Origin of the sequence: Pseudomonas sp. B13(2017) (assembly GCF_002113245.1) — a bacterium.
Classification (GTDB): Bacteria; Pseudomonadota; Gammaproteobacteria; order Pseudomonadales; family Pseudomonadaceae; genus Aquipseudomonas; species Aquipseudomonas putida_Z.
In genome coordinates this window covers 57,760-77,470 of record NZ_NEJX01000017.1, presented here as the reverse complement: position 1 = coordinate 77,470, position 19,711 = coordinate 57,760, and the positions used below count along the sequence as shown (strand labels likewise).

Here is a 19,711-nt window from a genome sequence, read left to right as displayed (position 1 = left end):
ATGGCCCAGCTTTGCGTAGCCTTGGTCGCAGGTGAGGCCAGCGGCGACATTCTCGGTTCCGGCTTGATGCGTGCCATCAAGGCGCGCCACCCCGACGTACGGTTCATCGGCGTTGGCGGCCCCTTGATGGAAGCCGAAGGCCTGCAATCCAATTTCCCCATGGAACGCCTGGCCGTCATGGGTCTGGTCGAAGTGCTGGGGCGCCTGCGCGAGCTGCTCAAGCGCCGCAAGCTGCTGATCGAGACCCTGATCGGCGAAAAGCCCGATGTGTTCATCGGCATCGATGCCCCCGACTTCACCCTCAACATCGAACTGAAACTGCGTCAGGCCGGGATCAAGACCGTGCACTACGTCAGCCCGTCGGTCTGGGCCTGGCGGCAGAAGCGTGTGCTGAAGATTCGCGAAGGCTGCGACCTGATGCTGACGCTGTTGCCATTCGAGGCGCGGTTCTATGAAGAGCAGGGCGTACCGGTGCGCTTCGTCGGCCACCCGTTGGCCGACACCATCCCGCTCGAAGCCGACCGCCCTGCCGCACGTGCCGCGCTGGGCCTGGGCGAAGGGCCGGTGGTCGCGTTGATGCCGGGCAGCCGGGGCGGCGAAGTAGGGCGGCTGGGCGCACTGTTCCTGGATGCTGCCGAACGGCTGCGCCAGCAGGTACCGGGCGTGCGTTTCGTGCTGCCCTGCGCCAATGCCGCGCGTCGCGCCCAGGTCGAGCAGATGCTCGAAGGGCGCCAGCTGCCGCTGACCCTGCTCGATGGCCAGTCGCACCAGGCCCTGGCGGCCTGTGACGCGGTGCTGATCGCCTCGGGTACCGCCACCCTCGAAGCACTGCTGTACAAGCGACCGATGGTGGTGGCCTATCGCCTCGCGCCCCTGACCTACTGGATCCTCAAGCGCCTGGTAAAGAGCCCCTACGTGTCGTTGCCGAACCTGCTGGCCCAGCGGGCGCTGGTACCCGAGTTGCTGCAGGACGACGCCACCAGCGAAGCCCTGGCCAATACCCTGGCGCCGCTGGTGGCCGATGGCAGCCAGCAGACCGAAAGTTTCGACGAAATTCACCGCACCCTGCGCCGTGACGCCTCCAACCAGGCGGCAGAGGCGGTACTGGCCTTGCTCAAGGACCGCTGACATGCAAATTGGACTGGACTTCAACCTGGTCGAAGACCTGGTCGCCGGCGTCGACGAAGTGGGCCGTGGCCCGCTGTGCGGCGCGGTGGTGACCGCTGCGGTGATCCTCGACCCGGCGCGCCCGATCCTCGGCCTGAACGACTCGAAAAAGCTCACCGAAGCCAAGCGCGAGGCGCTGTTCGACGAGATCTGCGAAAAGGCCCTGAGCTTCTGCATCGCCCGCGCCGAGGTCGAGGAAATCGACCGCCTGAACATCCTGCACGCGACCATGCTGGCCATGCAGCGCGCCGTGGAAGGCCTGCACATTACACCGAAGCTGGCCCTGATCGACGGCAACCGCTGCCCGAAACTGGCCGTACCGGCGTCGCCGGTAGTCAAGGGCGACAGCCAGGTGCCGGCCATCGCGGCGGCGTCGATCCTGGCCAAGGTGACCCGTGACCGGGAGATGAGCGCATTCGAGCTGATCTACCCGGGTTATGGCATTGGCGGGCACAAGGGCTACCCGACCCCGGTGCACCTCGAGGCGCTGGCACGGTTGGGGCCTACGCCCATTCATCGGCGTTCCTTTGCCCCGGTGCGAGCCGCGTGGGAAGCGCGTGCCGGTGTTCTCGATTCCCTGATCTGAACCCCCGGGGCCGCTTTGCGGCCCATCGCCGGCAAGCCAGCTCCCACACGGATCGTACAATCCCTGACAGCTACGCGGTCCCTGTGGGAGCGGGCGTGCCCGCGATGGGCTGCGAAGCAGCCCCAAAAAACATCCCCATTTAAGCTACAATCCCGCCCTTGTCGTTCAGCACTGCTACAGGATCTTCCATGTCGGTTCCCTTCGTTCACCTGCGCGTCCACTCCGAATTCTCGCTGGTCGACGGCCTGGTGCGGATCAAGCCGCTGGCCAAGGCGCTGGCCGGGATGAACATGCCGGCGGTGGCGATCACCGACCAGAGCAACATGTGCTCGCTGGTAAAGTTCTACAAGACTGCCATGGGCGCCGGCATCAAGCCGATCTGCGGCGCCGACCTGTGGCTGGCCGCTGCCGACCCGGAAGCACCGCTGTCGCGTATCTGCTTCCTGGCCATGAACCCCAAGGGCTACCGCAACCTCACCGAGCTGATCTCGCGCGGCTGGACCGAGGGCCAGCGCAACGGCCTGGTCATCCTCCAGCGTGAATGGATCGCCCCCGCCAGCGAGGGCCTGATCGCCCTTTCCGCAGGCAAGGAAGGCGATATCGGCATGGCCTTGCTGGCCGGCAAGGACGATGAAGCCGAGGCCCTGCTGCAAGACTGGATGGGCATGTTCCCCGAGCGCTTCTACGTCGAAGTGCAGCGTACCAACCGTGCCCGTGACGAAGAGTACGTGCACGCCGCCGTGGCGTTGGCCGACAAGTTCGGCGCTCCGCTGGTGGCAACCAACGATGTGCGCTTCATCAAGCAGTCCGACTTCGACGCCCACGAAACCCGCGTATGCATCGGTGAGGGGTGGACCCTCGACGACCCGCGTCGGCCAAGGATGTACAGCGACCAGCAGTATCTGAAGTCGGCCGAGGAAATGGCCGAGCTGTTCAGCGACCTGCCCGATGCCATCGCCAACACTGTCGAGATCGCCAAGCGCTGCAACATCCAGGTGCAGCTGGGCAAGTACTTCCTGCCCGACTTCCCCACGCCCAACGGCATGGGCATCGATGACTACCTGCGGCATGTGTCCCACGAAGGCCTGGAAGAGCGCCTGGCGGTGCTGTGGCCGAAAGAGACCACACCCAATTACGAAGAGAAGCGCCAGGTCTACCTGGACCGCCTGAAGTTCGAACTGGACATCATCATCCAGATGGGCTTCCCCGGTTACTTCCTGATCGTCATGGACTTCATCAAGTGGGCCAAGAACAACGACGTACCGGTTGGCCCGGGCCGAGGATCGGGTGCCGGCTCGCTGGTGGCGTACGTGCTGAAGATCACCGACCTCGATCCGCTGGCCTACGACCTGCTGTTCGAGCGCTTCCTCAACCCTGAACGTATTTCCATGCCCGACTTCGACGTCGACTTCTGCATGGATGGCCGTGACCGGGTGATCGACTACGTGGCCGAAGCCTATGGTCGCAACGCGGTCAGCCAGATCATCACCTTCGGTACCATGGCGGCGAAGGCGGTGGTGCGAGACGTGGCGCGGGTACAGGGCAAGTCCTACGGCCTGGCCGACCGCCTGTCGAAGATGATCCCCTTCGAAGTGGGCATGACCCTGGAGAAGGCCTACGAGCAGGAAGAGATCCTGCGTGACTTCCTCAAGGGCGACGAAGACGCCCGCGAGATCTGGGACATGGCCCTGAAGCTCGAGGGCGTGACGCGCGGTACCGGCAAACACGCCGGTGGTGTGGTCATCGCCCCGACCAAGCTCACCGACTTCTCGCCGATCGCCTGTGACGAAGAGGGTGGCGGCCTGGTAACCCAGTTCGACAAGGATGACGTCGAGGCTGCCGGCCTGGTGAAGTTCGACTTCCTCGGCCTGCGGACCCTGACCATCATCAAGTGGGCGATGGAGATCATCAACCGCGAGCAGGCCAAGAAGAACCTGCCCGACGTCAACATCGACTTCATCCCGCTGGACGACCGCAAGACCTACGAGCTGTTGCAGAAGGCCGAAACCACGGCGGTGTTCCAGCTTGAATCGCGTGGCATGAAGGAGCTGATCAAGAAGCTCAAGCCCGACTGCCTGGAAGACCTGATCGCACTGGTGGCACTGTTCCGCCCGGGCCCGCTGCAATCGGGCATGGTGGACGACTTCATCAACCGCAAGCACGGTCGCGCCGAGCTGGCTTACCCGCACTCCGACTACCAGTACGAGGGCCTGAAACCGGTACTGGCACCGACCTACGGCATCATCCTGTACCAGGAGCAGGTGATGCAGATCGCCCAGGTCATGGCTGGCTATACCCTCGGCGGCGCCGACATGCTGCGCCGTGCGATGGGTAAGAAAAAGCCCGAGGAAATGGCCAAGCAGCGCGGTGGCTTCATCGAAGGCTGCGTGGCCAACAATATCGATGCGGATCTTGCGGGTAACATTTTCGACCTGGTAGAGAAGTTCGCCGGCTACGGCTTCAACAAATCCCACTCCGCCGCCTATGGCCTGGTGTCGTACCAGACCGCCTGGCTGAAAACCCACTACCCGGCGCCATTCATGGCTGCGGTGTTGTCGGCGGATATGCACAACACCGACAAGGTGGTGGTGCTGGTCGAGGAGGTGCGAAGCATGAAGCTGCGCCTCGACGCGCCGGACGTGAACTTCTCCGACTTCAAGTTCACCGTCAACAATGACGGGCGCATCGTCTACGGCCTGGGCGCCATCAAGGGCGTCGGCGAAGGCCCGGTGGAGGCGATCGTCGAGGCCCGCGCCCAGGGTGGCCCGTTCAAGGACCTGTTCGATTTCTGTGAGCGCATCGACCTCAAGCGGGTCAACAAGCGTACCCTCGACGCGCTGATCCGCAGTGGCGCGCTGGACCGTCTGGGCCCGCACTTCCATGACGAGATCAAGGCCTACCACGCCAACATCGACATCAACCGTGCAACCTTGCTCTCGGCGCTGGGCGAGGCCATCAAGGCTGCCGAGCAGGCCGCCCACACCGCCGACAGTGGCCACGTCGACCTGTTCGGCGGCATGTTCGAAGAGGCGGATGCCGACGTCTACGCCAACCACCGCAAGGTGCGCGAACTGACCCTCAAGGAACGCCTGAAGGGCGAGAAGGACACCCTCGGCCTGTACCTCACCGGCCACCCGATCGACGAGTACGAGACCGAGATCCGCCGCTTCGCCCGCCAGCGCATCATCGACCTCAAGCCGTCACGCGAAACCCAGACCATCGCCGGCATGATCATTGCCCTGCGGGTGATGAAGAACAAGAAGGGCGACAAGATGGGCTTCGTCACCCTGGATGACCGCTCCGGGCGCATCGAGGCGTCGCTGTTTGCCGATGCCTTCATGGCGGCACAGTCCTTGCTGCAGACCGATGCCATGGTGGTGGTCGAAGGCGAGGTCAGCAACGACGATTTCTCCGGTGGCCTGCGCCTGCGGGTGAAGCAGGTGATGACCATGGAGGATGCCCGCACCAAGCTGGCCGAGAGCCTGCGCCTGAAGGTGGCACACGAAGCGCTCAAGGGCGACCGGCTGAAGTGGCTGGGCGAGCTGATTACCCGCCATCGCGGCGCTTGCCCGATCACCCTCGAGTACACCGGCAGCGACGCCAAGGCCATGCTGCAGTTCGGCGAGCAGTGGGCGATCGACCCGGCCGATGGGCTGATTCAGGCGCTGCGTGACCAGTTCGGGCGTGAGAACGTCTTTCTGCAATATCGTTGAACCGACAAAAATTTAATCTCGACCTGAATGCGCCTGATCCCTTAAGGTAGGGCGCCAAACGGATCAACCGGCCGGCCGCCTGGCCGTAGACCCAAGACGGATGACTATGAACCCGAATTTTCTCGATTTCGAACAGCCGATTGCCGACCTGCAAGCCAAGATCGAAGGCCTGCGCCTGGTAGGCAACGACAACTCGCTGAACATCAGCGATGAAATTGCCCGTCTGCAAGACAAGAGCAACACCCTGACCGAAAGCATCTTCGGCAACCTGACCAGCTGGCAGATAGCCCGCCTGGCCCGTCATCCGCGTCGTCCTTACACCCTGGACTACCTGGAGCACATCTTCACCGAGTTCGAAGAGCTGCACGGCGACCGCCACTTCTCCGACGACGCTGCCATCGTCGGTGGTACCGCGCGCCTGGACGGCAAGCCGGTCATGGTCATCGGCCACCAGAAGGGCCGTGAAGTGCGCGAGAAGGTACGCCGCAACTTCGGCATGCCGCGCCCTGAAGGCTACCGCAAGGCCTGCCGCCTGATGGAAATGGCCGAGCGCTTCAAGATGCCGATCCTGACCTTCATCGACACCCCGGGCGCCTACCCGGGCATCGACGCCGAAGAGCGCAACCAGAGCGAGGCCATCGCCTGGAACCTGCGCGTGATGGCGCGTCTGAAAACCCCGATCATCGCCACCGTGATCGGTGAGGGTGGTTCCGGCGGTGCGCTGGCCATCGGCGTGTGCGACCAGTTGAACATGCTGCAGTACTCCACCTACTCGGTGATCTCGCCGGAAGGCTGTGCCTCGATCCTGTGGAAGACTGCCGACAAGGCAGCCGACGCAGCTGAGGCCATGGGCATCACTGCCGAGCGCCTGAAGAGCCTGAACATCGTCGACAAGGTCATCCAGGAGCCGCTGGGCGGCGCCCACCGTGACCCGGCGAAGATGTCGGAAAGCATCCGTGCCGACCTGGTACAGCAGCTGGACATGCTCGGCAAGCTCGACCATGACGCGCTGCTGGCCCGCCGTTACGATCGCCTGATGAGCTACGGTCTCTGATAGCGAGATGAATGGCACCGGCTTCGCCGGTGTTCGCGGGCACGCCCGCTCCCACAGGTAATGCACTGCCCTCGGGGCTAGCGCCATACTTGTGGGAGCGGGCGTGCCCGCGAATGCGTTCTTGAATCGAGCGAGGCTAGATGATCAACCTCACCCCCTGGCTCAACGCCCCCACCTGGTACATCGCCTTCTCCGGCGGCCTCGATTCCACCGTCCTCCTGCACCTGCTGGCCGACTACGCCCGCAATCACGCATCCCCTCCACTGCGCGCCATCCACGTCCACCACGGCCTGCAATCCGCCGCCGATGCCTGGCCCGCCCACTGCCAAACCGTCTGCGACAATCTCGGCATCGAACTCCAGGTCATCCACGTCCAGGTCACCCCCGGTGCCAGCCTCGAACAAGCCGCCCGCGACGCCCGCTATGCTGCCTTCAGGCAAGCCCTCGGCCCGGGTGACATCCTGTTCACCGGCCAGCACCGCGACGACCAGGCCGAGACCCTGCTGTTCCGCCTGCTGCGCGGCGCAGGCCTGCGTGGCCTGGCTGCAATGCCGGGGCAGCGGGCGCTAGGGCAGGGCAGCCTGGTCAGGCCATTGCTGGGCTGTTCCCGCCAGCAACTGCAGGACCATGCCCAGGCCAATGGGCTGGCCTGGATCGAAGATCCGTCAAACGCTGACACACAATTTGCCCGCAACTACCTGCGCAGCGAAGTGTTTCCGCTGCTTCAGCAACGTTGGCCGCAGGCCAGCCAGAACCTGGCCCGCGCCGCCGAGCACCTGGGCGAAGCCCAAGGCCTGCTGGACGAGCTGGCCCAGGACGACCTGGCGCTCGCCGGGGAGGGCGCGCCGGTGGCTTGGCCGGGGCTGGACTCCCTCGACCTGGCTACTCTGGTGGCGCTGTCGCCGGCCCGTCAGCGCAATGCCCTGCAATACTGGCTGAGCCGCCGTACCCGCTTGCCCGACACCCGGCACTGGGCCGGCTGGGCCGACCTGCGCGATGCCGCCGCCGATGCCCAGCCCGCCTGGCGGCTTGCCGATGGGCAACTGCTGCGCAGTCATGGGCGCATCTGGTGGTTGAGCGGTGACTGGCTGCAGCTGCCCGTCGGCGAACTGGCCTGGGCCGATCCCGCCAAGCCTTTGCCGTTGCCGGGTAACGGCAGTGTGCGTCTTGTTGGCGCAGCGCCGCTGCACGGCTTGCGCATTGCCTACCGTCAGGGCGGTGAAGTGCTGGACCTCCCCGGCCGCGGCCGGCGCGACCTCAAGCGCCTGCTCAACGAGTTGCAGGTGCCGCTTTTCCTGCGCCCGCGCCTGCCACTGCTGTACCAGGGCGAGCGCCTGCTGGCGGTGGCCAACCTGCCCGGGCTGGTGCAGGCTGATTGCCAGCTGTCCTGGCAGTTGCCGACGAACGCGCAAGGTTTGAGCTGAAGGGTACATTCGGGTAGACTACCCTCCCTTCTTGATACAGCTTCTGTGGGTTCCGCGAAAACACAGGAGTTGCCGATTACCAAGCAGTTTTTTGCTGGGCTGATTCTGGAAATGACGAGCGAGCTCCATGCCGGGGATACCCCTGGTCTGTACAGACGCGGCAGTTTTTCGAGATGCACTGTGATTGACGCAGGTGATCGGGGGCTTCGGCCTTCCTTCGCTTTCTCCGGCGGCGCTGGCCGCCTTAACGCAGACTTCTAGGGTTTTTCATGACGCGCTACATATTCGTCACGGGCGGTGTTGTTTCTTCATTGGGGAAAGGCATTGCCTCGGCTTCCCTGGCGGCCATCCTGGAAGCGCGGGGCCTGAAGGTCACCATGCTCAAGCTGGATCCGTACATCAACGTCGATCCGGGCACCATGAGCCCGTTCCAGCACGGTGAAGTGTTCGTCACCCACGATGGCGCCGAGACCGACCTCGATCTGGGCCACTACGAGCGGTTCATCCGCACCACCATGACCCAGAACAACAACTTCACCACCGGCCGCATCTACGAGCACGTACTGCGCAAGGAGCGTCGTGGTGACTACCTGGGCGCGACCATCCAGGTCATCCCGCACATCACCGACGAAATCAAGCGTCGCATCATCAAGGGCGCCGGCGATGCCGACGTGGCCCTGGTGGAAATCGGCGGTACCGTGGGTGACATCGAGTCGCAGCCGTTCCTCGAGGCCATCCGCCAGCTGCGCGTCGAAGTGGGCTCCAAGCGCGCCATGCTGATGCACCTGACCCTGGTCCCGTACATCGCCACCGCTGGCGAGACCAAGACCAAGCCGACCCAGCACTCGGTCAAGGAGCTGCGCTCCATCGGCCTGCAGCCTGACGTGCTGATCTGCCGCTCCGACCACCCGGTCGATGCTTCGTCGCGTCGCAAGATCGCGCTGTTCACCAACGTTGAAGAGCGTGCGGTGATTTCGCTGGAAGACGTCGACACCATCTACAAGATCCCGGGCGTGCTGCACGCACAGGGCCTGGACGACTTCGTCGTCGAGCGTTTCGGCCTGCAGTGCAATGGCGCCGACCTGTCCGAGTGGGACAAGGTGGTCGATGCCAAGCTCAACCCCGAGCACGAAGTGACCATCGCCATGGTCGGCAAGTACATGGAGCTGCTGGATGCGTACAAGTCGCTGATCGAAGCGATGAGCCACGCCGGCATCACCAACCGCACCAAGGTCAACCTGCGCTACATCGACTCGGAAGACATCGAGAACCAGGGCACCAGCCTGCTCGAAGGCGCCGATGCCATCCTGGTACCGGGCGGTTTCGGCCTGCGCGGCGTGGAAGGCAAGATCACCGCGGTACAATACGCCCGTGAGAACAAGGTGCCGTACCTGGGTATCTGCCTGGGCATGCAGGTGGCCGTGATCGAATTCGCCCGTAACGTGATGGGCTGGAAAGACGCCAACTCCACCGAGTTCGACCGCAACAGCGGCCACCCGGTCGTCGGCCTGATCACCGAGTGGGCCGATGCCACCGGTGCCGTCGAAACCCGCAGCGAAGCCTCCGACCTGGGTGGCACCATGCGCCTGGGCGCACAGGACTGCCAGCTGGCCGCCGGCTCCAAGGTGCACGACTGCTACGGCAAGGACGTGATCACCGAGCGTCACCGTCACCGCTACGAAGTGAACAACAACCTGCTGCCACAACTGGTCGACGCCGGCTTGGTGGTTTCCGGCCGTTCCGAAGACGGTGCGCTGGTGGAAGTGGTCGAGTCCAAGGACCACCCATGGTTCGTCGCCTGCCAGTTCCACCCGGAATTCACCTCGACCCCGCGTGACGGCCACCCGCTGTTCAGCGGCTTCGTCAAGGCAGCCCTGGCTCAGAAGAACAAGGCCTGATCAATGACCCAGAAGATCATTCGCGTCGGTAACATCGAGATCGCCAACGACAAGCCGTTCGTCCTGTTCGGCGGCATGAACGTCCTGGAGTCCCGTGACCTGGCAATGAAGGTCTGCGAGGAATACGTGCGGGTGACCGAGAAGCTCGGTATCCCGTACGTGTTCAAGGCCAGCTTCGACAAGGCCAACCGTTCGTCGGTAACCTCGTACCGTGGCCCGGGCATGGAAGAGGGGCTGAAGATCTTCGAAGAGATCAAGCGCACCTTCAACGTGCCGGTCATCACCGACGTGCACGAGCCTTACCAGGCCGAGCCTGTAGCCAAGGTGTGCGACATCATCCAGCTGCCGGCCTTCCTGTCGCGGCAGACCGATCTGGTGGTGGCCATGGCCAAGACCGGCGCGGTGATCAACATCAAGAAGGCCCAGTTCCTCGCACCCCAGGAAATGAAGCACATCCTGACCAAGTGCGAGGAGGCCGGTAACGACCAGTTGATCCTCTGCGAGCGTGGTTCGAGCTTCGGCTACAACAACCTGGTGGTGGACATGCTCGGCTTCGGCATCATGAAGCAGTTCGAGTACCCGGTGTTCTTCGATGTGACCCACGCCCTGCAGATGCCGGGTGGTCGCGCCGATTCCGCCGGTGGTCGCCGCGCCCAGGTCACCGACCTGGCCAAGGCCGGCATGAGCCAGGGCCTGGCCGGGCTGTTCCTCGAAGCCCACCCCGATCCGGACAACGCCAAGTGCGATGGCCCATGCGCCCTGCGCCTGGACAAACTGGAGCCGTTCCTGGCCCAGCTCAAGCAACTGGACGACCTGGTGAAAAGTTTTCCGACGGTAGAAACCGCGTAAAGCTCGATTCTCGGGTAAAGTACCGTCCGATCCACCCCTGACCAGTCGGTCAGGGGTTCCCTTCACCCGGCCTGCCCACTGCAAGTCCGCCCGGTGAACGGCAAGAATTTCCTAAGCTAAGTTGTTTTCGTCAATTCTGGAGTGCTTACAACAATGGCAAAAATCGTCGACATCAAAGGTCGTGAAGTTCTCGATTCGCGTGGCAACCCCACCGTGGAAGCCGATGTACTGCTCGACAACGGCATCATCGGCAGCGCCTGCGCGCCGTCCGGTGCTTCCACTGGCTCGCGCGAAGCGCTGGAGCTGCGTGATGGCGACAAGAGCCGTTACCTGGGCAAGGGCGTGCTGAAGGCCGTTGCCAACATCAACGGCCCGATCCGTGACCTGCTGCTGGGCAAGGACCCTGCCGACCAGAAGGGCCTGGACCGCGCCATGATCGAACTGGACGGTACCGAGAACAAGGCCAAGCTGGGCGCCAACGCCATCCTGGCCGTTTCCCTGGCTGCCGCCAAGGCCGCTGCCCAGGACCAGGACCTGCCGCTGTACGCGCACATCGCCAACCTGAACGGCACCCCGGGCCAGTACTCGATGCCGGTACCGATGATGAACATCATCAACGGTGGCGAGCACGCCGACAACAACGTCGACATCCAGGAGTTCATGGTTCAGCCAGTTGGCGCCAAGACCTTCTCCGACGGCCTGCGCATGGGTACCGAAATCTTCCACCACCTCAAAGCCGTGCTGAAGGCCCGTGGCCTGAACACCGCCGTTGGTGACGAGGGTGGTTTCGCCCCTAACCTGGCTTCCAACGAAGACGCCCTGGGCGCCATCGCCGAAGCCGTCGAGAAAGCCGGCTACAAGCTGGGCACCGACGTGACCCTGGCCCTGGACTGCGCGGCTTCCGAGTTCTACGAAGACGGCAAGTACAACCTGTCTGGCGAAGGTAAGTCGTTCGACGCCGAAGGCTTTGCCGAGTACCTGAAAGGCCTGACCGAGCGCTTCCCGATCATCTCGATCGAAGACGGCCTGGACGAGTCCGACTGGGCTGGCTGGAAGATCCTCACCGACAAGATCGGCACCAAGGTGCAGCTGGTTGGCGACGACCTGTTCGTGACCAACACCAAGATCCTCAAGGAAGGCATCGAGAAGGGCATCGGTAACTCGATCCTGATCAAGTTCAACCAGATCGGCTCGCTGACCGAAACCCTGGAAGCCATCCAGATGGCCAAGGCTGCTGGCTACACCGCGGTGATTTCGCACCGTTCCGGTGAAACCGAAGACTCGACCATTGCCGACCTGGCCGTGGGTACTGCTGCTGGCCAGATCAAGACTGGTTCGCTGTGCCGTTCCGACCGCGTTTCCAAGTACAACCAGCTGCTGCGCATCGAAGAGCAACTGGGTGCCAAAGCGGTTTACCGCGGTCGTGCCGAGTTTCGCGGCTAAGCAAGAGATGGTAAAAAGACAGCAGCCGGAGTTGTAGGAACGTTCGTACTGTTCTTTCCTACATTCCAACGGGTTTCTGTCGACGAAGCCTGGCCTCGGCCAGGCTTCGTGCTATTCGAGGCCCCGAAGTAAAAAGTACCCGGCAGCCTTTTTAACCTGGATAACGTGATGCGCAGTCCCTATTGGTTGTTCCTCGTCCTGCTCCTGCTGCTGGGTGGCCTGCAGTACCGCCTGTGGGTGGGTAATGGCAGCCTGGCGCAAGTGACCGAGCTGAAGCAGCAGATTGCCGAGCAGCATGCCGAAAACGAGCGCTTGCTCGAGCGCAACCGCGTGCTCGATGCCGAAGTGCTGGAGCTGAAAAAAGGCATGGAGACCGTTGAAGAGCGGGCTCGCCACGAATTGGGGATGGTCAAAGAGGGCGAAACCCTCTTCCAGTTGCCACAGAAATGATCGAAACCTTACCGGCCTTCTGGGCCGTGATCCCTGCTGCGGGCGTAGGTGCCCGCATGGCTGCCGACCGCCCCAAGCAGTACCTGGAGCTGGCCGGGCAGACCATTCTCGAGCACAGCCTCGACTGTTTTCTTGGCCACCCGATGCTCAAGGGCGTGGTGGTCAGCATTGCCGAAGGTGACCCGTACTGGCCTCGCCTGCGCTGCGCCAGCGACCCGCGCATCCAGCGCGCCGCAGGTGGCCGCGAGCGTGCCGACTCGGTGCTCAATGCCTTGCTGATGCTGCATGCCCAAGGGGCGGCGGACAGCGACTGGGTGCTGGTGCATGATGCCGCGCGACCGAACCTGGCGCGCAGCGATCTGGACAAGCTGTTGTCGGAGCTGGCGGGCGACCCGGTGGGTGGCCTGCTGGCGGTGCCGGCGCGCGATACCCTCAAGCGGGCCGATGCCGGTGGTCGGGTGGGCGCTACCGTCGACCGCAGCACCATCTGGCAGGCCTATACGCCGCAGATGTTCCGCCTTGGAGCGTTGCATCGGGCGCTGGCCGAGTGCCTGGTGTCGGATGTGCTGGTAACCGACGAGTCCTCCGCCATCGAATGGTCCGGCCAGGCGCCGCGGCTGGTCGAAGGGCGCAGCGACAACATCAAGGTGACCCGGCCGGAAGACCTGGAGTGGTTGCGCCAGCGTTGGGCAGGGCGCCGCTGAGGCTTTGACCAGTGCTGGTTTCTTCGCGGGCATGCCCGCTCCCACAGGTACAGCGCATACCTTCAGGTTGGCGCTGTACCTGTGGGAGCGGGCGAGCCCGCGAAGAGGCCGGCACAGCCAACACACCCCTTCAGCCTTGCCGATACTCCGGCAGCCCCGCCAACCCTTCCTTCAGGTAATCCACCAGCCGCCGTACCTTCGGCGACAGGTGCCGCTGCTGCGGATACAGCGCCCACACCGCGGTATTCGGTGGCTGGTGCGCCTCCAGCAACGACACCAGCGCACCACTGTTCAAGTGCTCCAGCACGTAATAATCCGGCAACTGGCACAACCCCATCCCCTGCAGCGCCGCGTCCAGCACCGCCTGCCCGCTGTTGCAACGCCAGTTGCCTTGGACTCGTTGGCTGATCTCGCGGCCGTCCTGCTGCAGCGCCCACAAATCCGAGCTGCCCACCAGGCAATTGTGCCGCGCCAGTTCCGACAGGCTGTGTGGCCGACCGTAACGTTCCAGGTAGGCCGGCGAAGCGCACAGGTACATGCGCCGGGGCGCCAGGCGGGTTGCCACCAGTCGTGAGTCGGCCAGCCGGCCCAGGCGGATGGCCAGGTCCATGCCTTCATGCACCAGGTCGAGGGTGTGGTTGCTCAGTTCCACATCCACCCGCAACTGCGGGTACAGCGCCATGAACCGTGTCACCAGTGGCACGATGAAGCGCTCGCCATAGGCCACCGCGCAGGTCATGCGCAGCAACCCCTTGGGCTCGCTGGCCAGGTCACCCATGGCGCGCAGGGCTTCCTCGCGGCCATCCTGCAGGCGCTGGCAGTGCTGCAGGAATGTCTGCCCGGCCTCGCTCAGGGTCACCCGCCGGGTACTGCGGTACAGCAGGCGCGTCTGCAGCCGTTCCTCCAGCCGGGCGATCTGCCGGCTGATGTGCGACGAGGAAACCCCCAGGCGCTCGGCGGCCGCGGTGAACTGGCCCGACTCGGCCACGGCGACGAACTCGTCGATGCCTTCCCAGCGGCTGCTCATTGATTATCCCTGTATGGCAATAATGTTTTGTCTTTGGCCGGATTATTCATCAAAAGGCGGTGAATTACACTGCCAGACTGAATCGACCCTCTGTCTGGAGACCTTTGATGATCAAGTCCCGTGCTGCCGTAGCCTTCGAAGCCAAGAAACCCCTGGAAATCGTCGAAGTCGACGTGGCCATGCCCAAGGCCGGTGAAGTGCTGCTGCGCGTGGTCGCCAGCGGTGTCTGCCACACCGACGCCTACACCCTGTCGGGCGCCGACCCGGAGGGCATCTTCCCGTCGATCCTCGGCCACGAAGGTGGCGCGATCGTCGAGGCGGTAGGCGAGGGCGTCACCTCGGTCGCCGTCGGTGACCACGTCATCCCGCTGTACACCCCGGAATGCGGCAAGTGCAAGTTCTGCCTCTCGGGCAAGACCAACCTGTGCCAGGCCATCCGCGCCACCCAGGGCAAGGGCCTGATGCCGGACGGCACCACGCGCTTCTCCTACAAAGGCCAGCAACTGTTCCACTACATGGGTACCTCGACCTTCTCCGAGTACACCGTGCTGCCGGAAATCTCCGTGGCCAAGATCCAGAAAGAAGCGCCGCTGGAAAAGGTCTGTCTGCTGGGTTGTGGCGTCACCACCGGTATCGGCGCGGTGCTCAACACCGCCAAGGTCAAGCCGGGTGACACCGTGGCCATCTTCGGCCTGGGCGGCATCGGCCTGTCGGCAGTGATCGGTGCGGTCAAGGCCAAGGCGTCGCGCATCATTGCCATCGACATCAACCCGGCCAAGTTCGAAATCGCCCGCCAGCTGGGTGCCACCGACTGCATCAACCCGAAAGACTACGACCGCCCGATCCAGGAAGTGATCGTCGACCTCACCGACGGCGGCGTGGACTTCTCCTTTGAGTGCATCGGCAACGTGCAGCTGATGCGTGCTGCGCTGGAATGCTGTCACAAGGGCTGGGGTGAGTCGGTGATCATCGGCGTGGCCGGTGCCGGCCAGGAAATCGCCACTCGTCCGTTCCAGCTGGTCACCGGCCGCGTATGGCGTGGTTCGGCGTTCGGTGGCGTACGTGGCCGCAGCGAGCTGCCAAGCTACGTGGAAATGTCCGAGAAGGGCGAGATCCCGCTGGATACCTTCATCACCCACACCATGGGCCTGGAAGACATCAACAAGGCCTTCGACCTGATGCACGAAGGCAAGAGCATTCGCAGCGTGATCCACTTCTGAGGTTTGCCATGAGCCTGGATAACATCTCCTGCCAGAAGAGCTTCGGCGGCTGGCACAAGCGTTACCGGCATCACTCCAAGGTGCTGGGCTGCGACATGGTGTTCGCCGTCTACCTGCCGCCGCAGGCCGAACAGGGCGAGAAGCTGCCGGTGCTGTACTGGCTCAGCGGCCTCACCTGCACCGACGAGAACTTCATGCAGAAGGCCGGCGCCCAGCGCTTGGCCGCGGAGCTTGGGTTGATCATCGTCGCCCCCGACACCAGCCCGCGTGGCGAGCAGGTGCCGGGCGACCCGGACGGTGCCTGGGACTTCGGCCTGGGTGCCGGCTTCTACCTCAATGCCACTCAGCAGCCCTGGGCCCAGCACTACCGCATGCACGACTATGTGGTGGAGGAGTTGCCCGCGTTGATCGAGGCGCACTTCCCGGCTTCGGGCGAGCGCAGCATCAGTGGCCACTCCATGGGTGGGCATGGCGCGCTGGTGTGCGCCTTGCGCAACCCGGGGCGCTACCGCTCGGTGTCGGCGTTCTCGCCGATCAGCAACCCGATGGATTGCCCGTGGGGCGAGAAAGCCTTCAGCCGCTACCTGGGTGAAGACCGTGCACGCTGGCGCGAGTGGGATGCCAGCGTGCTGCTGGCCGAGACCCCGGCCGGCGAATGCCCGCCGTTGCTGGTGGACCAGGGCGACCGCGACGACTTCCTCGAGAAGCAGCTCAAGCCTGAAGCCCTGGAGCAGGCGGCACGCAAAGGTGGGCATGAACTGAACTTGCGCCTGCAGCCTGGCTATGACCACAGCTACTACTTCATCGCCAGCTTCATCGAGGAGCACCTGCGTCATCATGCGGTGGCCTTGGGGCGGATGTAAGGCGTAGCTGTGGTGCTTGCTTCATCGCTGGCAAGCCAGCTCCCACCTCGACCGCATGGACCTCGGGCCCTGTGCCGTACCTGTGGGAGCTGGCTTGCCGGCGATGGGCTGCGAAGCAGCCCCAATGCCTCAAAAGCAGGTAGAATCACGCCCTGACTCATTCAGGGCGTTTTTCTATGCGTATTGGCCACGGCTACGATGTGCACCGTTTCTGCGACGGTGATTTCATTACCCTGGGCGGGGTGCGTATCCCCCACAAATACGGCCTCCTGGCCCACTCCGATGGCGACGTGCTGCTGCACGCCCTGAGCGATGCCTTGCTTGGCGCGGCGGCGCTGGGTGACATCGGCAAACACTTCCCCGACACCGATCCGCAGTTCAAGGGCGCCGACAGCCGGGTGTTGCTGCGCCATGTGGTCGGCATCGTCCAGGCCAAGGGCTGGAAGGTCGGCAACATCGACGCCACCATCGTCGCCCAGGCGCCGAAGATGGCCCCGCACATCGAGACCATGCGCAAGCTGATCGCCGAAGACCTGCAGGTCGAACTCGACCAGGTCAACGTCAAGGCTACCACCACCGAGAAGCTCGGCTTCACCGGCCGCGAGGAGGGCATCGCCGTGCATTCGGTAGCCCTGCTGCTGCCAGCATGACCGAACTGGAACTGTTGGGCCCGCGCGCATCGGGCGAACCACTGGGTACCGCTGTCCTCAAGGCGGTGGCCGAGGATTTCCAGGTCGACGAAGTGCTGGACATCCCCCTCTCGGGCCAGGGCGAACACCTGTGGCTGTGGGTCGAGAAGCGTGACCTGAACACCGAAGAGGCGGCCCGCCGCCTGGCCCGTGCCGCTGGGGTGCCGGTGCGCACGATCAGCTACGCCGGCCTCAAGGACCGCCAGGCCCTGACCCGCCAGTGGTTCAGCCTGCACCTGCCAGGCAAGGCCGACCCGGACCTGTCGCGTGCCGAGGATGCCAGCCTGCGTGTGCTCAAGCAGGTTCGCCACCAGCGCAAGCTGCAGCGCGGTGCGCATTCGGCCAACGGCTTCACGCTGCGCCTGACTGCCCTGGCTGCCGATCACCAGGCGGTGGATGCGCGCCTGGAACAGCTCAAGCAGCACGGTGTGCCGAATTATTTCGGCACCCAGCGCTTCGGCCACGGTGGCGGCAACGTTCACGACGCTCTCGATTGGGCCGCACGCAAGGCCCTGCCTGAACAGCGCAACGTGCGTTCGCGGTTGCTCTCGGCCGGACGCAGCTACCTGTTCAACCAGGTGCTGGCAGCCCGTGTTGCCGACGGCAGCTGGGCGCGTGCGCAGGTGGGCGACCTGTTGGCGTTCACCACGAGTCGTAGCTTCTTTCCTGCTGGGGAGTCGGAATGTTCCGATCCTCGGCTGGCGATCCTTGACCTGCATCCGACCGGCCCGCTGTGGGGGGCAGGCGATTCGCCGGCAACGGGGAGTACTGCGCAACAAGAGGATGCGATCGCCGCACGGCAGCCGGCACTTTGCCAGTGGCTGGCCTTGGCGGGCATGGATCACGAACGACGCATTCTGCGGCTCCCTATTGGCGGTCTTACGTGGCATTATCCGGAGCCTGATATCCTGCAACTGGAATTCGTCCTTCCGGCCGGATGCTTCGCCACCGTGGTGGTGCGCGAAGTCGTGGATCTGGTGTCGGCGGGGCAGACGGACAGCTCATGCGTATTCTGATTTCGAACGACGACGGTGTTACCGCACCCGGCATCGCCGCGCTGCACGCTGCGCTGGCGGATTACGCCGAGTGCGTGGTTATTGCCCCGGATCAAGACAAGAGCGGCGCCAGCAGTTCGCTGACGCTGGACCGGCCACTGCATCCGCAGACCTTGGCCAATGGCTTCATCAGCCTCAATGGCACGCCGACCGACTGCGTGCACCTGGGGCTCAATGGGCTGTTGCCACAGGCGCCGGACATGGTCGTGTCGGGGATCAACCTCGGTGCCAACCTGGGCGACGACGTGCTCTATTCGGGCACGGTCGCGGCCGCGTTGGAAGGCCGTTTCCTCGGCGGTACCTCGCTGGCGTTTTCGCTGTTGTCGCGCCAGCCGGACAACCTGCCAACCGCGGCCCATATCGCCCGCCGCCTGGTCGAGGCGCAGTCGCGCCTGGCCTTGCCGCCGCGCACCGTGCTCAACGTCAACATCCCCAACCTGCCGCTGGAGCACATTCGTGGCATCCAGCTCACCCGCCTCGGTCACCGGGCGCGGGCGGCGGCGCCGACCAAGGTGGTCAACCCGCGCGGCAAGGAAGGCTACTGGATCGCCGTGGCCGGGGATGCCGAGGATGGTGGCCCGGGTACCGACTTCCACGCGGTGATGCAAGGCTATGTATCGATCACTCCGCTGCAGCTCGACCGCACCTTCAGTGATGCCTTCGAGCAGCTCGACGGTTGGCTGGAGGGCCTGCTCTGATGCGCGAGGACGATATGCTGCGGCGTGGCATCGGCATGACCTCCCAGCGTACCCGGGAGCGGCTGATCCAGCGCCTGTGCGAGGAGGGCGTTTCGAACACCAAGGTGCTCGACGTGATCCGTCGTACCCCGCGCCACCTGTTCGTCGACGAGGCGCTGGCGCATCGCGCCTACGAAGACACCGCGCTGCCGATCGGCCACAACCAGACCATCTCGCAACCGTTCATGGTTGCCCACATGAGCGAGCTGCTGCTCGAGGCCGGGCCGCTGGACAAGGTGCTGGAGATCGGCACCGGCTCGGGTTACCAGACGGCAATCCTGGCCCAGTTGGTCGAGCGGGTGTTCTCGGTGGAGCGCATCAAGGTGTTGCAGGACCGGGCCAAGGAGCGCCTGGTGGAACTGAACCTGCGCAACGTGGTGTTCCGCTGGGGCGACGGTTGCGAAGGCTGGCCGGCGCTGGCGCCGTACAACGGCATCATCGTCACCGCCGTGGCGCCGGAAGTGCCGCAGGCATTGCTCGACCAGCTGGCGCCCGGTGGCCGTATGGTGATCCCGGTGGGGCCGGCCGGCGAAACCCAGCAGCTGATGCTGATCGTGCGCGAGGAGCATGGATTCTCCCGCCGCGTGCTGGGGGCAGTGCGCTTCGTACCGCTGCTCAACGGCCCGCTGGCCTGAACACTGCTGGTTCGAGCCGCGCGATATTTTTGCGCCAGCACCGAATTCTTGCAGCAACGCCCTGTCTATCTGGCGGGGTGAAGCGCTAGCGCACAGCGTGTGCCATGGCTTTGCAGCAGTCTTTCACCAACCCTGCCAATGCGGGCGGGCTTGGTTATAATTGCAATAATATTGCATTTCTTGTCTTCATATCGTTT

At 64.1% G+C, this 19,711-nt stretch carries 17 protein-coding genes; 16 read left to right on the top strand and 1 reads right to left on the bottom strand.

All coding sequences use genetic code 11. The annotated features are described in order from the left end of the window. The 10 genes from lpxB to ispD all read left to right on the top strand — a co-directional run bounded on the left by lpxB (position 1) and on the right by ispD (position 13,288). Positions 1-1,128 carry a lipid-A-disaccharide synthase gene (lpxB, locus tag CAG44_RS20590; RefSeq protein WP_085692884.1) on the top strand — a complete coding sequence of 376 codons (1,128 nt, stop codon included), beginning with the start codon at positions 1-3 and terminating at the stop codon, positions 1,126-1,128. A 1-nt stretch (position 1,129) separates the two neighbouring features. Continuing rightward, positions 1,130-1,753, top strand: a complete 624-nt coding sequence (rnhB, locus tag CAG44_RS20585; RefSeq protein ID WP_085593290.1) for a ribonuclease HII — start codon at positions 1,130-1,132, stop codon at positions 1,751-1,753. A gap of 188 nt (positions 1,754-1,941) precedes the next feature. Next, positions 1,942-5,466 carry a DNA polymerase III subunit alpha gene (gene dnaE / locus CAG44_RS20580; RefSeq protein WP_025337982.1) on the top strand — a complete coding sequence of 1,175 codons (3,525 nt, stop codon included), beginning with the start codon at positions 1,942-1,944 and terminating at the stop codon, positions 5,464-5,466. Positions 5,467-5,572: 106 nt separating this feature from the next. Beyond that, positions 5,573-6,520, top strand: a complete 948-nt coding sequence (accA, locus tag CAG44_RS20575) for an acetyl-CoA carboxylase carboxyl transferase subunit alpha (RefSeq protein WP_015269200.1) — start codon at positions 5,573-5,575, stop codon at positions 6,518-6,520. Between the two features lie 140 nt (positions 6,521-6,660). Continuing rightward, complete coding sequence (gene tilS, locus CAG44_RS20570; RefSeq protein WP_085692883.1) at positions 6,661-7,944, top strand: tRNA lysidine(34) synthetase TilS; 1,284 nt, start codon at positions 6,661-6,663, stop codon at positions 7,942-7,944. Between the two features lie 269 nt (positions 7,945-8,213). Then, complete coding sequence (locus CAG44_RS20565) at positions 8,214-9,842, top strand: CTP synthase (protein ID WP_025337984.1); 1,629 nt, start codon at positions 8,214-8,216, stop codon at positions 9,840-9,842. Between the two features lie 3 nt (positions 9,843-9,845). Continuing rightward, positions 9,846-10,691, top strand: a complete 846-nt coding sequence (kdsA, locus tag CAG44_RS20560; protein WP_025337985.1) for a 3-deoxy-8-phosphooctulonate synthase — start codon at positions 9,846-9,848, stop codon at positions 10,689-10,691. A gap of 153 nt (positions 10,692-10,844) precedes the next feature. Beyond that, positions 10,845-12,134: a phosphopyruvate hydratase gene (gene eno / locus CAG44_RS20555; protein WP_025337986.1), complete on the top strand. Its 1,290-nt coding sequence runs from the start codon at positions 10,845-10,847 to the stop codon at positions 12,132-12,134. A 168-nt stretch (positions 12,135-12,302) separates the two neighbouring features. Continuing rightward, on the top strand, positions 12,303-12,584 hold the full coding sequence (gene ftsB, locus CAG44_RS20550; RefSeq protein WP_004375443.1) for a cell division protein FtsB: 282 nt from the start codon (positions 12,303-12,305) through the stop codon (positions 12,582-12,584). Then, a complete protein-coding gene (ispD, locus tag CAG44_RS20545; RefSeq protein ID WP_085593282.1) occupies positions 12,581-13,288 on the top strand; it encodes a 2-C-methyl-D-erythritol 4-phosphate cytidylyltransferase in 708 nt (235 codons plus the stop codon). The genes ftsB and ispD overlap by 4 nt, the downstream gene beginning before the upstream one ends. 130 nt (positions 13,289-13,418) lie before the next feature. Here ispD and CAG44_RS20535 read toward each other — a convergent pair whose 3' ends face one another. Further along, positions 13,419-14,315: a LysR substrate-binding domain-containing protein gene (locus CAG44_RS20535; protein WP_025337988.1), complete on the bottom strand. Its 897-nt coding sequence runs from the start codon at positions 14,313-14,315 to the stop codon at positions 13,419-13,421. A gap of 107 nt (positions 14,316-14,422) precedes the next feature. Between CAG44_RS20535 and CAG44_RS20530 the strand changes: the two genes are divergently transcribed. The 6 genes from CAG44_RS20530 to CAG44_RS20505 all read left to right on the top strand — a co-directional run bounded on the left by CAG44_RS20530 (position 14,423) and on the right by CAG44_RS20505 (position 19,514). Next, a complete protein-coding gene (locus CAG44_RS20530; RefSeq protein ID WP_016712915.1) occupies positions 14,423-15,535 on the top strand; it encodes an S-(hydroxymethyl)glutathione dehydrogenase/class III alcohol dehydrogenase in 1,113 nt (370 codons plus the stop codon). An 8-nt stretch (positions 15,536-15,543) separates the two neighbouring features. Continuing rightward, the gene (gene fghA, locus CAG44_RS20525) at positions 15,544-16,398 is read left to right on the top strand and encodes an S-formylglutathione hydrolase (protein ID WP_085593280.1); all 855 of its coding nucleotides are present in this window, start codon (positions 15,544-15,546) and stop codon (positions 16,396-16,398) included. 176 nt (positions 16,399-16,574) lie between these two features. Beyond that, positions 16,575-17,048, top strand: a complete 474-nt coding sequence (ispF, locus tag CAG44_RS20520; protein WP_015269207.1) for a 2-C-methyl-D-erythritol 2,4-cyclodiphosphate synthase — start codon at positions 16,575-16,577, stop codon at positions 17,046-17,048. Further along, positions 17,045-18,103 carry a tRNA pseudouridine(13) synthase TruD gene (gene truD, locus CAG44_RS20515; protein WP_085593278.1) on the top strand — a complete coding sequence of 353 codons (1,059 nt, stop codon included), beginning with the start codon at positions 17,045-17,047 and terminating at the stop codon, positions 18,101-18,103. Before ispF ends, truD begins: the two co-directional genes overlap by 4 nt. Then, positions 18,091-18,840: a 5'/3'-nucleotidase SurE gene (surE, locus tag CAG44_RS20510; protein WP_025337991.1), complete on the top strand. Its 750-nt coding sequence runs from the start codon at positions 18,091-18,093 to the stop codon at positions 18,838-18,840. Before truD ends, surE begins: the two co-directional genes overlap by 13 nt. Before the next feature lie 35 nt (positions 18,841-18,875). Then, entirely contained in the window at positions 18,876-19,514 is a 639-nt protein-coding gene (locus CAG44_RS20505; RefSeq protein ID WP_015269209.1) for a protein-L-isoaspartate(D-aspartate) O-methyltransferase, read from the top strand. The last annotated feature ends 197 nt before the right edge of the window (positions 19,515-19,711 follow it).

What these genes read in the sequence shown, in the direction of transcription:
- CAG44_RS20530 (WP_016712915.1), top strand. Translation starts at nt 14,423, where the DNA reads ATGATCAAGTCCCGTGCTGCCGTAGCCTTCGAAGCCAAGAAACCCCTG.
- ispD (WP_085593282.1), top strand. Translation starts at nt 12,581, where the DNA reads ATGATCGAAACCTTACCGGCCTTCTGGGCCGTGATCCCTGCTGCGGGC.
- CAG44_RS20535 (WP_025337988.1), bottom strand. Translation starts at nt 14,315, where the DNA reads ATGAGCAGCCGCTGGGAAGGCATCGACGAGTTCGTCGCCGTGGCCGAG.
- kdsA (WP_025337985.1), top strand. Translation starts at nt 9,846, where the DNA reads ATGACCCAGAAGATCATTCGCGTCGGTAACATCGAGATCGCCAACGAC.
- ftsB (WP_004375443.1), top strand. Translation starts at nt 12,303, where the DNA reads ATGCGCAGTCCCTATTGGTTGTTCCTCGTCCTGCTCCTGCTGCTGGGT.
- accA (WP_015269200.1), top strand. Translation starts at nt 5,573, where the DNA reads ATGAACCCGAATTTTCTCGATTTCGAACAGCCGATTGCCGACCTGCAA.
- rnhB (WP_085593290.1), top strand. Translation starts at nt 1,130, where the DNA reads ATGCAAATTGGACTGGACTTCAACCTGGTCGAAGACCTGGTCGCCGGC.
- eno (WP_025337986.1), top strand. Translation starts at nt 10,845, where the DNA reads ATGGCAAAAATCGTCGACATCAAAGGTCGTGAAGTTCTCGATTCGCGT.
- lpxB (WP_085692884.1), top strand. Translation starts at nt 1, where the DNA reads ATGGCCCAGCTTTGCGTAGCCTTGGTCGCAGGTGAGGCCAGCGGCGAC.
- surE (WP_025337991.1), top strand. Translation starts at nt 18,091, where the DNA reads ATGCGTATTCTGATTTCGAACGACGACGGTGTTACCGCACCCGGCATC.
- ispF (WP_015269207.1), top strand. Translation starts at nt 16,575, where the DNA reads ATGCGTATTGGCCACGGCTACGATGTGCACCGTTTCTGCGACGGTGAT.
- CAG44_RS20565 (WP_025337984.1), top strand. Translation starts at nt 8,214, where the DNA reads ATGACGCGCTACATATTCGTCACGGGCGGTGTTGTTTCTTCATTGGGG.
- truD (WP_085593278.1), top strand. Translation starts at nt 17,045, where the DNA reads ATGACCGAACTGGAACTGTTGGGCCCGCGCGCATCGGGCGAACCACTG.
- tilS (WP_085692883.1), top strand. Translation starts at nt 6,661, where the DNA reads ATGATCAACCTCACCCCCTGGCTCAACGCCCCCACCTGGTACATCGCC.
- CAG44_RS20505 (WP_015269209.1), top strand. Translation starts at nt 18,876, where the DNA reads ATGACCTCCCAGCGTACCCGGGAGCGGCTGATCCAGCGCCTGTGCGAG.
- fghA (WP_085593280.1), top strand. Translation starts at nt 15,544, where the DNA reads ATGAGCCTGGATAACATCTCCTGCCAGAAGAGCTTCGGCGGCTGGCAC.
- dnaE (WP_025337982.1), top strand. Translation starts at nt 1,942, where the DNA reads ATGTCGGTTCCCTTCGTTCACCTGCGCGTCCACTCCGAATTCTCGCTG.